The organism is Mycoplasma sp. 2045 (assembly GCF_024582715.1).
GTDB lineage: Bacteria > Bacillota_I > Bacilli_A > Mycoplasmatales > Metamycoplasmataceae > Mycoplasmopsis.
On sequence record NZ_CP102083.1, the window covers coordinates 710,382 to 723,638 of the forward strand.

The window sequence follows — 13,257 nt, forward strand, 5'->3', positions numbered from 1 at the left end:
AATCTTTATAATTAAATTTATTAACTAACAGGATCGATATGAAAAAGAAAATTAATAAGAAAACCTTAATATGAATAATTTGAGCATCATTTTTAATGGTCTGTGGCTTAGGTGTGACTATAGCAAGAATAGTTATTACTGTGCAAAATTCAAATAGACACTACGAAATACCTAAAAGAGAAGTCAAAATTAATTTTTTATACAAAAATGAAATTGTTCACTCCTATATGCATTCAATAGATGCTGATGAATATATTCAATTTTTTGAAGTAGATGATGAGAATTTACCTGAAGAATATAAGACAGGTGAATATGAATATAACAAAAGCACTTATGCTCTAGATGATACAGAAACTATAAATATAACTATCACCAAAAAACGTGCTCCTGTTACTATGATCCCATACACATTTGAATTTGTGAATGATAATGATGAAGTGATTTTAACGAATACAACTAACTTGCCTGATTACTATTACTACTATGACGTAGCTAAATTAGTTCCGGAAGGTTACAAAATGACTACTGAATCAACAAGAATTGATATCAACAAATCACAAACAACCTACAAAATAACTGTTATTTCATCAAATTAGTTAAACGCACTCAAATAATATATAATTAATATGATATATTGTTAAAATATAAAAGGAAACATCAGTTATTATGAACAAACAACAAAGCAATTTATCTAAACCTATTTTAGCTTTATCAATTGTAAACCTTTTATTATGCATAGTTTTTGCAGTTGTTATTTTCTTATTCTCTGTAGCAGTTGCTGGTGTATCTGCAACAATAACAGATTCAGGTGATGGAACTTATGAAAAAGACTATTCTGATGTTGCAGCATTCATGGTATTATACTTTATAGTTTTTGGTATTCTTGGATTTATATCTTTTGCAACAGGACTTACAGGATTTATTCTTGTAATCATAGGAGCCATAAGAGTTTCATCACAAAATACAGCTGTAATGGTACTTTACATAATTTCTATTTTCTTAGGACCATTATTCTCAATGATTGGTGCAATAATTGCTTTAAAGAATAAAATAGTTTAGATGAATTAGTAATTGAATAGCTAAAAAATAGCTATTCTTTTTTTAATCAAATTTTGCAAATAAAAAAATATCCCATTGCTGAGATATTATTTCTTTGTACTCTTAGTTAATTCATCAATACGTTTTAAAATGTCATCTAAACTTTTCGAAACATTAGAAACAACAGCATCTGTTTTTTCTAATAGATCTTTTTCTTTTTTCACTTGCTCTTGGCTGAATAAGTTTTGTGCAATTGCATAATCTTTGTCAAAATATTTAACATTAAATGACATTTTGTAAATACTTGGAACATCTATATTGTAAACTCTTGCACTATCGTTTGAAACGCCATATGATTTAACAGATTCAATAATTGTGTGCTCAAAATCATCTTTAATGTAGATAACTGATTCATCATTGATTGGTTCACAAACGTATGGAATAAATTTCTTATTATCTTTTAATAAAGGTTTACCTTTAATATTTTTAGGTACAGATAGTAATTTAGATGAATTGATTTTAATAATTTGACCATTTGTTGATAAGATACCTACCATTTGATCTGATTTAACACAAGTAAATGTAGCAATCTTATCATCAAGTGATAAGTAAACCCCTTTATTACCTTTAGCTTTAGTTCCGAATTGTGGTAATTCAGTTTCAGAATACTTAGTTACATTACCTTTTTCAGTAATTATGATTGCATTAGTTGTTCCATCTGTCATAACAGCATTAACAACTGCATCTGTTTTTTCAATGTTAATAGCCTTGTAAATTTTATTAATCCTTGAAACTTCAAAATCTTTAAGCACTGTTTTCTTAACATATCCATCTTTTGTTGCTAGAGCAATGTAAGATAAAATATTTCAATCTGAAACTTCAAACACTCCCACAATTTCATCCATCACACGGATATCTACATAAGCAGATAAGTGAGTTCCATTGTCTTTTCATTTATCTTCTGGAATTTTGTAAGCAGGGAACACAATGTAGTTACCTTGAGCTGTAATGAAAATTAAGTTGTGTAATGAATTTACTTTTCCGAAGAAAACTAAATAGTCATCATCTTTAAGTCCATAATTTTCAATCTTGTTACTATCAAGAACTTTTTGTGAAAATCTCTTGATGTATCCTGCTCTTGAAACTCCAATGTTAAGAATTTCTTCTTTTACTAAATCAGTTTGATCATAGCTAAAGTCATATTCTTGATTTTCGATTTGAGTTTTTCTCGGAGTTCCAAATTTAACTTTAATTTCCATTAATTGTTCAATAATGTATTGGTCAAACGCTTTTGGATCAATAAGCAATTTAGAAATTTTCTTAATGTCTTTTTCTAATTGTAATTTTTCATTCAAGTAGGCTTGCTTATCTGTTTTAGATAAACGGTAAAGTCTCATTTCAGCAATAGCTGTTGCTTGATTTTGTGTAAATCCAAACTCTTTAATTAAGTTTTGAATAACACCAGCTTTAGAACCTTCTGATCTTCTAATAACTGCAATAACTTCATCTGAAATTTCTGAAACTTTAATAAACCCTTCTACAAGCTCTAAACGCAATTTAAGTTTTTCTAAATCGTATGTTAAAGTCTTAACTTTAATATCTTTAACGTGAGCTACGTAAGCATCTAGAAGCCCAATTACACCAAGTGTAACAGGCTCATTTTTAAGGATGCAAGTATTGTTGTATGTGTAAATAACTTGCATATTTGTTTTTTGAAGTAAGTAATTTAAAATACTACGTTCATTAGCATTTTTATTTAAAGTAATTAAAATGCTAATTCCATCTCTATCTGATTGATCCTTAATTTCTGTAATTCCATCAATTAACTTATCTTTAATAATTTTGTCAATCTCATAAACTAATTTCGACTTCACTACACCATAAGGAATCTCTGTGATTTCAATATATTTATGTTTTTCATCTTCTGAAGTTGTGTATTTAGAAAACAATCTGATTTTGTTTTTTGTATTGTTTCCAAATTCAAGCGCTTCTAAGATCCCTTTGTTCCCTTTGATTACACCACCTGTTGGGAAGTCAGGACCCTTAACGATTTTTGAAATTTCATCAAAATGTGAAAATGGATTTGTAATTCTATAGATAGCTCCATCAATAATTTCATTTAAGTTATGTGGGGGCATTTCAGTCGCCATACCTACAGCAATACCTGAAGCACCATTAACAAGTAAGTTAGGGAATAACGATGGTAAAACTATTGGTTCAATTTCTGAATCATCAAAGTTAGGAGCAAACTTAACAGGATTTTTCTTAATTTCACCTAAAACATATTCAGCAATAGGTGACATTCTAACCTCTGTATAACGCATAGCGGCAGCAGGGTCGTTATCAATAGAACCGACATTACCGTGCATATCAAGTAATGGGTGATTTATTTTTCATCATTGAGACATATTAACCATAGCTTCATAAACTGGATAATCACCATGTGGGTGATATTTACCAATTACATCTCCTACAACACGAGCTGACTTTTTATATGGTTTATCGTGAGTTAAACCAAGTCCCAACATAGAATATAAAATTCTACGTTGAACTGGTTTCAGCCCATCACGTGCTTCTGGAATAGCTCTGTTTTGAATAACGTATTTTGAATATCTACCAAAACGATCATCCATAATCTTATCTAATGACTGTCTGATAATTTTGTCTGCAATTTTTTGTTCTAAGTTTTTTTTCATACTTACTCCTACTTAAATGCTTGTTAATTAAAATTATAATTTATTATATAGATGCTAATTACAATTTTTAAAGTATATTGATAGATATCGAAATAAAAATTCGGAAGATTAAAAAATATGAATGATTTAAGACTTTTTATAGTAAAATAACATAAGAAAAATAGCATGTATTTTTGCAAAAATATATATGCACAATTCATAAAAATTATCATTATAAAAATAGTTTAAATAAAGGATAAAAATGCGTAAAGTAGTTAGATTAAAAAACAAATTACGTGCTGAAGCTCGTGCTAAAAAACTTGCAAAAGAACGTGCAAGAGACGCTAGAAGAGCTGCTAGAAGCGCTGAATAATCAAGGCCTTTCGGTCTTTTTTTATGCTTATTTACTAAATTAAGCTTTTTTGACTTTTATTCCTAGCACATAGGTATAAAAGTTTTTTATTCTCTCTTTGTGTAATCTGAGAAGTTTTTTAAAACTTTTAAAAAACTATATGTTTTTTATTAGTATAATAATTAAAATAAAGATTTTATCTTTTATGTCAATATCAAATTTTAAGAAGGGTAATTAAACATGGAATATAAAGCATTGTATAGAAAATATCGTCCAAAAACATTTGATGATGTTATAGGCCAAGAGCACATAATTTTATCTTTAAAAAATATTTTAAAGACTAACAAAATATCACATGCTTATTTATTTTCAGGTCCAAAAGGAACTGGTAAAACATCGATTGCAAAAATATTTGCAATGATGTTAAATTGTGTTCATAAAGATCCTACTGATGTTCTTAATCCATGTGAAATTTGCTTAAGTAATTTAAACAACAATATTGACATAATCGAAATGGATGCTGCATCAAATAATGGTGTTGATGAAATTAGAGATCTTAAGGAAAAAATTGAGCAAACACCTATGAATGGTAAATACAAAATTTACATCATAGATGAGGTTCATATGCTTACAAAAAGTGCTTTTAATGCATTATTAAAAACACTTGAAGAACCACCTAAACACGCTATTTTTATTTTAGCGACAACAGACTTACATAAAATTCCTTTAACAATTAGATCAAGAGTTCAAAACTTTGTGTTCCATAGAATGAATGATGAGAATATCATCAAACAACTTTCAAAAGTTTTTAACCAAGAACATATAAAATATGATACTCAAGCTCTTAAACTCATTGCAAGATTATCTAGTGGTGGTATGAGGGATGCGCTTACAATCGCTGACCAAGTTAGTATGTTGCATTCAGGTATCATAAGCGCTGAATCAATTTATCAAAACTTCGGTGTTTTATCATCAGAGCAAATTGTTAAAATCTTCAAATTAATTTCTATTAACAATGGAACTAAATTAATTTCATTATTAAATGAATTCCAAAACAACGGCGTTGAACCTCAGCAATTCGTTTTAAGTTTAGTTAACTTCTTAAAAGAAAAGATAATATTATATAAAACAAATAATGCAAGTTTATTAAGTTGATTTGAACCTGAAGAATTATCATCAGTTCACTTAGATAATAAAACTTGTTTTGAATTAACTGACATATTCTATGATATGTTAATTAAAGTTAACAAAAGCGAATATCCATTTGAAATTATTCAATTAGGTGTTTTAAAAGCTTTAAATGCTATCAATCCTAGTTCGCAAGAAGATTCAGATGAAACTTATGTTGCACCTGTATTTATCAAACCTGTGTTTAACAAAGAAAATCACAAAACTTCAACTAATAATGTTTTCACAGAAACTAAAGAAATTATTGAAGAAGAATTAACTTCTAATGAACCTCAAACTAATATTTCAATGGAAGTCGATAAAAATGAAAACACTATTCTCCAAGACATAAAAGTTGAAGAAATTGAAGATGATGGTTTCATAGATAACTCATTTTTAAGTGAAAAAATAGAAGAAGAAAAACTTGATGAAGAGAAATTTGTTTTAACAACTGAAAACATTTTTTCAGTTATATCGGGTAACTTTGATATTGAAATAAATCAGGTAAATCAGGAATCCTCACAAACACAAACAGAGGAAATTAAGAAAGAAACTAAAGAAGAAGTTAAACAAGAAACAAAACAATCAGATAATCATTTTGCTGATGCATTAATAATTCCAGAAATTGAACCTGTTGGGAATGGATTAGCTGATGAATTTACACCTTATCAACAAGAAAACGTACCTATTGAAGTGCAAGAAGAAAAAAACATCTTACTTGAATCTTTAGAAATTAATAAAGCACTTACAAAGGAAATTTCTGATCAAGTTAATAAAACAAATGAATTCATTATCCAAAAACACGAATTATCAAGTGATTTTGATGATGTTAATGATGATATTATCCAATTACAATCAGATACATCAACAAATAAAATATTAATTAACACTCGTGAAGTAGAAGATCCTAAGTTTGAAGAAACAATGGAATTCGTGGAGGAAGTTCAAAAAGAAATTCAGGAAGAAATAAAAGAAGAAGAAAAGCTTCCTGAACCTGAAGAAATTTCAACAAATGATGAACCTATACAAATTAGTGAACCACAAGAAGTTAATGTCTTCGAATATATCTACAACACTCTTTGATCTAAAGAAGATCCATCACGTGATAAAGCAGCTCAATTCCAAAGATCAATTAATCAAGATTTAGCAATAATCACTCAAAACAAACCTGAGTTTTCTGAGATTGCTGAGTTGTTTGAAGATTCATCAATTATGGCTGCTTCAGAATATTTCATTAACATTTACAATAAAGATACTGCTAAAGTTAATAAGCTAAAAGAGCTTGCCAACACACCTAAAATGCAAGAATTTGTTAAATATGTTTTTGATAACAAAAACAAATATATTTATCCAGTTGATTCGGCAGCTCTTGCTAAAATTAGAGAAACAATTGGACAAAATAAAGACATCCAAATTGCAGATTATAAACCTAAAAAATGAGAAGATGAGTTTGCACAAAACACTTTAACTGACTTAACTCAAATTGGTAAATTATTATTAGGTGATGATGAAGAATTAGAAATAGAATATGAATAGAGGTTATTATGAATAATGATTTTTTAAGAAGAATTAAAAATATGCAAAAAGAATTAGAAACAAAACAAAAAGAATTAGATGAAAAAACATTCACAGTTTCTAAACAAGGTATTGAAGTAGTTCTTAAAGGAGATATGTCAATCGTTTCAATTGAAATTGATGAATTATTAATTGACCCTGAAGATAAAGACATTCTTCAAGACTTAATTACAATAGCAATCAATGAAGGTATTGATTTAATCAAAGAAGAGCAAGATAAATTAGCTCCATCAATGCCTGGAATGCCATTTTAATAAGAATGTTTAATACAGAACAAATTAACAAATTTTTAGAAGTTATTAGGCAAATTTCTGGTATTTCTAAAAAACAAGCTGAAAAAATTGTTTATTGAATATTAGAAGCTGAAAAAGAGCAAGTGCAACAAGTTGCACAAGCTTTTATTGATGTAAAAGAAAAAACAACATTTTGTCCTATTTGTTCGCAAGTTATTGAAAACAATTATTGCAGTATTTGTGACAATAGCTCAAGAGATAACATGTTGTTAATTGTGGAAAACAGACAAGTTATGCAAAAAATTGAAGATGCTAATATTTACAACGGTAAGTATTATGTATTTTCACATCTAATTATCAATGAATATGAGGAGCAAAAGTATCAAAAAGAAATTCAAAAACTTTTAGATTATGCTCAAAAATTTGATGAAATTATTTTAGGGATTTCTCCAAGCATAAAAGGTGAGGTAACTAATGAATTTCTTAAGGAGAAACTTACTAAACAGAATTTAAAAGTGACAAGATTAGCCATCGGTTTACCAGTAGGTTCATCAGTTGACTACATTGATGCTATCACTTTAAAATTCTCACTTATAAATAGACAAAAATAAATTAAATACAATCATCTGGAGGAAACTATGTTTATATCATTTGAAGGTTTAGACGGTAGTGGTAAAACTACTTTAACACAGAAACTTTATGTAAAATTACAGGAACTTTACCCACACATTCCTGCTCTTTGAACAAGAGAACCTGGTGGAAGAGGGATTAAAGAAGCTGAAAAAATTAGAGAAATTATTTTAAGCAAAGAATCAGATCTTTCACCTGTTGCTGAAGCTCTTTTATACACAACAAGTAGAAGAATTCACTTAGAAAAAGTAATTTGACCAGCACTTAAAGAAAATAAAATTCTTATTTGTGATAGATATGTAGATAGCTTTTATGCATATCAAGGATATGCAAGAAATTTAGGTATTGAATTTACAAAAGCTATTACTAACATAGTTATTAATGGAACAATGCCAGATATTACAATTTTCTTAAATTTAACTCCAGAGCAAGCTAAAAAGCGTCGTGAAGAAACAAGATTAGTTGAAGACAGAATGGAACAAGAAAAATTACAATTCCACCACGATGTTTACAAAGGGTACTTAGAAATGATTAAATCAGACCCTCAACGTTTCATTATTATTGACGCTACTCAAACAGAAGATGAAGTTTTAGAAGATATTATCATGCAGTTACAACAAAGTCCGAAATTTTTATCTTACCTTAAATCATTTGAGTAATGATTAATCTATCTATATTAAAGTCAATAAATGATTCAGCAAAATTAAATAAGCTAAATCATTTATTTTTATTAACTGCTAATAGTAACTACAATTTTGACAACGATTTGTTAGATTTTATCAACAACATTAATCACACTCCAATAGCTGAATTAGACAAATTAAGCCTACCATCTAACATTTACTATTTAGACGGTTCAGAAGAACCTATTAAAAAAGAAGAATTTGAAAATGTTTTTAATGAAGTTTCCTATTCAAGTAACTTTGATAAGTACAAAATAGTTATCATTAAAAACATTGAAAACTCTTCATTAATTGCACTTAATTCACTTTTAAAATCAATTGAAGAACCATCAGATAAAGTTGTTATTATAATGACAACAAACAATGTGAATAATGTTCTTCCGACCATATTATCACGTGCACAAGTCTTAAAAGTTGATATTCTCTCTCTTGAGATAATAGAAGAAAAATTTGCTTCATTAAAAAATGATCCAACTTTTTCAGTTGTCAAAATGCTTTCTAACGATTTAACTTTTTTAACTGAAGCTTCTGAACACTTAGATAAATATCAACACCTTATTGCAGGTTTCATAATTGCTACAAGACAATCTTTATTAAATAAAATTTATATGTTTGAATATTTAGATAGAACAATAGTAAACAAGGATAACGATAAAGATGCACACTTTGTTTTATCATTATTAAAAGCATTCATATTAGGTAAGTTTTTAGAATTCCAAACATTACCATTGCACAAAGAACTAAATAAACTGAGACAAGAATTATTAGAAAAGCACCCTAACTTATTAACATTTATAGTTGATTTAGATGACTTTAATAACTCAAAAAACTTTCAAGGTAATTTTGAATTACATAAACAACTTTTATTAAATAAATTAATGGAGTACTATGGCTAAATTGTATATTGTAGGAACACCGATTGGTAATCTTGAAGATATAACTTTAAGAGCATTAAGAATTTTACAGGAGGTAAACATAATTGCTTGTGAAGATACAAGAGTCACTTCTAAGCTTCTTCAAAGATATGAAATAGCAAATAAAAAATTACTGACATACAATAATTTCACCGAAAAACATAGTGCACAAGGGATTATTAACTTAATCTCTAATGGCGAAGATGTCGCTTTAGTATCAGATGCAGGGATGCCAGTTGTTTCGGATCCTGGATTTGAAGTTATTTCAGAAGCAAGAAAAAACAACATAGATATCGAAATTATCCCAGGTGTAAATGCAGCTATAACAGCATTCGTTGCTTCTAACTTTACCAATGATTTTACATTTCACGGTTTTATTAAAGACAAGAGTCAACAAAGAATTAATCAACTTAAAGAATTGAATATTGGAACACACATTTATTATGTATCACCTCACAAATTAATTTCAACATTAGAAGACATTAATTTTGTATTTAATGGACAAGAAAAAATTTGTTTAGCTAAAGAACTTACAAAACTACACGAAAATCTTTTTTATGGGTCTGCTAGTGAAATTCTTCAGCACTTTGTAAATTTAGACTCTATTAAAGGTGAGTTTACAATGGTGTTAAATTTACCTAAAATCAAAAGAGAAAAAGTGAATAAATACAAAAAAGATTAGAAAAATCAGCAGTTTATTTGCTGATTTTCTTTTTTCTATTCTTCTTCTACTTCGACTATGTGAGCCTCTTGTGCTCCCTCGATCAAATGTGGACTTTTAGCTTCAACAGATTGTGGTGCACTATCTCAATTAACTTTGTTCATTTTCTTAGTTAATTTGAATTTTTCAACTTCATCAACTAAGTATCTGAATTTTCTTTCAAGATCATTTGAAAGTAGGTTTTCAAGCGCATTAGCTGAATCTTGAATTTTTTCAACTTGTTTCTTCATATCAGCCGCAACTTTATTAAGTGCATCTAATCTTGTTTCTAAAAGTTTCTTTTTGAATTCTTCGAATTCTTCAAGAATTTTCATTTTATCTCTAAGTTCAACAAAATTAAATTCAGAGGCCTTTAAAAACATATAACGTTGTAGTTGCAACATTTGAATCATAAATGGTAATCTTATTACTCAAACTTGGTTCTTGTTATCTTTATCTCTTTCGATTTTTACAAGAAAGTCATCTTCTTTTTCCAATTCAGTAACTAGGAATGCAGCTTCTGCATGACGAGCTTTTTGATCTTTTATTAATTTACTAATGAATTGTGAGTTCTTTTGTGAACCATTTTCTGTTTCTGTTTTTGCCTCAATAACAACAGAACCAATTTTTACTCTATTATTATTGTCGTTCTTGTAGAAAGTAATTAAGAAGTCTGGTTTTGTACCATCAATATTAGTTGTTGTTTTTTCATAATCAACTAAATCATCCAAGTTTGTGTACTGATCTAATAAGTGAGCAATTTGTTCTTCAAAGTTTTCTCCAACTCTCTTTGAAGATAATAATGATTTACTTGTTTTAAGAGCATCAATTGTGTTGTTAGCAGCTTCTAATTTATTTTGAACTTCAATTTTGTCTTTTTTAAGTTCTTCAATTTGCTCTTTAAAATTGTCTTTTAATTCTTTGATAATTTGATTATTATTAACTTCATTTTCTTTTTCTAATTCTTTTTTGTACTCTTCTTTGACTTTTTCTATTGCTTTAATATTATTTAGTTCAAGCTTACTTTTCTCAGCTTCAATCGTTGAATTCATTGATGCTTTTAATTTACTTAATTCTGTATTTAATTGACTATAAGCTTCTTTTTGTTTTTGCATCTTCTCTGTAAATGTAATTTCCAATTCAGATTTTACGTTCCTGATTTCTTGTTCTTTAGTTTGTTCTAGATTCTTAATATTTGATTTTAATGCTGCAATTTCTGCATCCTTAGTTGATTGCAATTTAAGTTTCTCGACTTCAATTGTAGAATTCATTGATGTTTTTAATTTATTTAATTCTGTTTGCAAATTAGCAAGTTTTTTATTATACTCATCAACTAGACCTTGTACGTTTACCTTATATTCAGGTAAATTTGTAAGGTTTTCAAGTAATTCTTTTTCTGCCTGCTTTTTAATGTCATAATTTCTTTCATTATTGATATTACTACTCAAAGCGAATAACTCACTACTACTTAATGTTGATAAATCAATAATATCACCTGGATAAGCATTTTCATTTATGATTAATTCCAAAGGTCTTTCTTCATTTAATTTAAATTTAATCTCTTTCATTTTAACACCCCTTAACTTATATATCTTATTTTAATGCTATCACTTTATTCGATTCAATATCAGTTAATATTTAAAATTTGCAGTCTTATTTTTTAGTATTATTTGCAAAATTAAATAAAAAAAGCAAATGATTCTCACTTACTTTTCTAACTTTTTGAATAATTCAACAATTTTTTCTACTGATAATTGTTGAATTCTTAAATTATCATCATACCCTAATTGTTCAAATACTTTCAGAATATGCTCTTTCGAACATTTATTTTGTAATGAATAAGAAAGCTTCTTTCTTCTGTTTTCAAAACATAATTTGAAGAAATCCTTAATTGAATTTCATTCATCTAAGGAAACATTATTTTTAAATCTTAAAGATAAAATAGCTGAATCAACCTTCGGCGCAGGTGAAAAAGCATTTGCAGGAACAATAAATTCTAATTTGCAGTCAGCTAAAAATTGTGATGAAACTGATAATTTTGAATAATCTTTTGTATTAGGTTTAGCACAAACTCTCTGTGCTACTTCTTTTTGAACCATTACTAACACACCTTTAAAATTATCCTTATTTTCAAAAATCTTAAATAAGATATCAGTTGTAATGTAATAAGGAATATTAGCAATAATGTAAGTGTCCTTAAAATCAGTTATATTAGCTTCTAAGAAATCTTGATGAATAAGTTTAAAGTTAGGATTATCTATTTCTTTATTTAGAACATCAACCATATCAGGATCAATTTCAAAAGCAGTTACATAAGCACCTGCATTTAAAAGGTAATTAGTTAAAGCACCTCTACCCGGTCCTATTTCTAGTACTTTTTGATCCTTTACATTAAATACATTTATTATCTTACGTAAAATGTTTTGATCTTTTAAGAAGTTTTGTCCAAACTTCTTTTTTGCATAAACTTCTTTTTTATTTTGCATTATAAATTAAATAAAGTCCTTAAGTTTTTATTAATTCTATCTGTGAATTTATCCATACCCACTTTTTTAATTCCTGCTATGTAGTAAGCTACAAATAAAACTGTATTTGGTTCGTTTTTTTGTTCTGTATATGGATGAACTCTTAAGAATGGAGCGTCAGTTTCTGTAAGAATTCTTTCAAGTGGTAAAAACTCAATAATATCTCTAGTTTGGTTTGTCGTTCCATATGTAACAGCACCGCTGAATGAAAAATAAAGATTTTTAAATTCTAAAAATTTCTTAGCTCAATCCATATTTCCGGCAAATGTATGGAGCATAACTTTGATGTTAGGAAACTCTTTTAAAATATCATAAACATCTTGGTAAGCTTGGTATTGGTCGATTTTATCTCTAATGTGAACAACAATTGGCAGGTTTAATTCTTGTGCTAATTTGATTTGATTTCTAAATGATTTAATTTGATTTTCTCTTGATGGAACACCCTCTTCATAGAAGTAATCTAATCCAATTTCTCCAATTCCAACAATAGTCTCATCAATTAAATCTTTATATCTTAAATAATCATTCTCATCAATTCCATCTTCAGGATGAATTCCTATAACAGGTTTAATTAAATCAGGATACTTTTTAGCTAACTTGATAACTTCTTTATTTTCTTCAGCGTGACCACCATTAACAATCATAAATTCAAGTCTATTAGCATAAGCTTGCTCGCAAATCATATCAATAATGTCTTCATGTTTGTAAGCAGTCATTGATAAATGATTATGTGCATCAACAAATTTATTTTTCTTTGAACTCATA

12 protein-coding genes are annotated in these 13,257 nt (G+C 27.9%); 8 read left to right on the forward strand and 4 right to left on the reverse strand.

The genetic code is table 4. The features are described 5' to 3' along the window. Nucleotides 1–38: 38 nt before the first annotated feature. Together NPA13_RS02855 and NPA13_RS02860 are read left to right on the forward strand one after the other, a co-directional pair. On the forward strand, nt 39–596 hold the full coding sequence (locus tag NPA13_RS02855) for a hypothetical protein (protein WP_257089036.1): 558 nt from the start codon (nt 39–41) through the stop codon (nt 594–596). A 70-nt stretch (nt 597–666) separates the two neighbouring features. Beyond that, nucleotides 667–1,059: a hypothetical protein gene (locus NPA13_RS02860; RefSeq protein WP_257089038.1), complete on the forward strand. Its 393-nt coding sequence runs from the start codon at nt 667–669 to the stop codon at nt 1,057–1,059. 86 nt (nt 1,060–1,145) lie between these two features. Here the strand turns inward: NPA13_RS02860 and NPA13_RS02865 are convergent, their stop codons facing one another. Beyond that, nucleotides 1,146–3,734 (reverse strand): DNA topoisomerase (ATP-hydrolyzing), encoded by a 2,589-nt coding sequence (locus NPA13_RS02865; RefSeq protein WP_257089040.1) that lies wholly within the window; start codon nt 3,732–3,734, stop codon nt 1,146–1,148. Nucleotides 3,735–4,305: 571 nt separating this feature from the next. Between NPA13_RS02865 and dnaX the strand changes: the two genes are divergently transcribed. Genes dnaX through rsmI form a run of 6 tightly spaced genes read left to right on the forward strand, consistent with a single transcriptional unit; the run spans nt 4,306 to nt 9,949 of the window. After that, nucleotides 4,306–6,768, forward strand: coding sequence for a DNA polymerase III subunit gamma/tau (gene dnaX / locus NPA13_RS02870; protein WP_257089042.1), 2,463 nt, complete (start codon nt 4,306–4,308; stop codon nt 6,766–6,768). Nucleotides 6,769–6,776: 8 nt separating this feature from the next. Then, nucleotides 6,777–7,061, forward strand: coding sequence for a YbaB/EbfC family nucleoid-associated protein (locus NPA13_RS02875; RefSeq protein WP_257089044.1), 285 nt, complete (start codon nt 6,777–6,779; stop codon nt 7,059–7,061). Between the two features lie 5 nt (nt 7,062–7,066). Continuing rightward, on the forward strand, nt 7,067–7,651 hold the full coding sequence (locus NPA13_RS02880; RefSeq protein ID WP_257089046.1) for a toprim domain-containing protein: 585 nt from the start codon (nt 7,067–7,069) through the stop codon (nt 7,649–7,651). Between the two features lie 27 nt (nt 7,652–7,678). Next, nucleotides 7,679–8,329: a dTMP kinase gene (gene tmk, locus NPA13_RS02885; RefSeq protein WP_257089048.1), complete on the forward strand. Its 651-nt coding sequence runs from the start codon at nt 7,679–7,681 to the stop codon at nt 8,327–8,329. Continuing rightward, nucleotides 8,329–9,249, forward strand: coding sequence for a hypothetical protein (locus NPA13_RS02890; RefSeq protein ID WP_257089050.1), 921 nt, complete (start codon nt 8,329–8,331; stop codon nt 9,247–9,249). The genes tmk and NPA13_RS02890 overlap by 1 nt, the downstream gene beginning before the upstream one ends. Further along, nucleotides 9,242–9,949: a 16S rRNA (cytidine(1402)-2'-O)-methyltransferase gene (gene rsmI, locus NPA13_RS02895; protein ID WP_257089052.1), complete on the forward strand. Its 708-nt coding sequence runs from the start codon at nt 9,242–9,244 to the stop codon at nt 9,947–9,949. Before NPA13_RS02890 ends, rsmI begins: the two co-directional genes overlap by 8 nt. A gap of 35 nt (nt 9,950–9,984) precedes the next feature. On the opposite strand, the gene NPA13_RS02900 is transcribed toward rsmI, so the two are convergent. The 3 genes from NPA13_RS02900 to NPA13_RS02910 all read right to left on the reverse strand — a co-directional run bounded on the left by NPA13_RS02900 (nt 9,985) and on the right by NPA13_RS02910 (nt 13,256). Beyond that, a complete protein-coding gene (locus tag NPA13_RS02900) occupies nt 9,985–11,535 on the reverse strand; it encodes a DUF2130 domain-containing protein (RefSeq protein ID WP_257089054.1) in 1,551 nt (516 codons plus the stop codon). Between the two features lie 138 nt (nt 11,536–11,673). Next, entirely contained in the window at nt 11,674–12,453 is a 780-nt protein-coding gene (gene rsmA, locus NPA13_RS02905; protein ID WP_257089056.1) for a 16S rRNA (adenine(1518)-N(6)/adenine(1519)-N(6))-dimethyltransferase RsmA, read from the reverse strand. Next, the gene (locus tag NPA13_RS02910; RefSeq protein ID WP_257089058.1) at nt 12,453–13,256 is read right to left on the reverse strand and encodes a TatD family hydrolase; all 804 of its coding nucleotides are present in this window, start codon (nt 13,254–13,256) and stop codon (nt 12,453–12,455) included. Before NPA13_RS02910 ends, rsmA begins: the two co-directional genes overlap by 1 nt. Between the last annotated feature and the right edge of the window lies 1 nt (nt 13,257).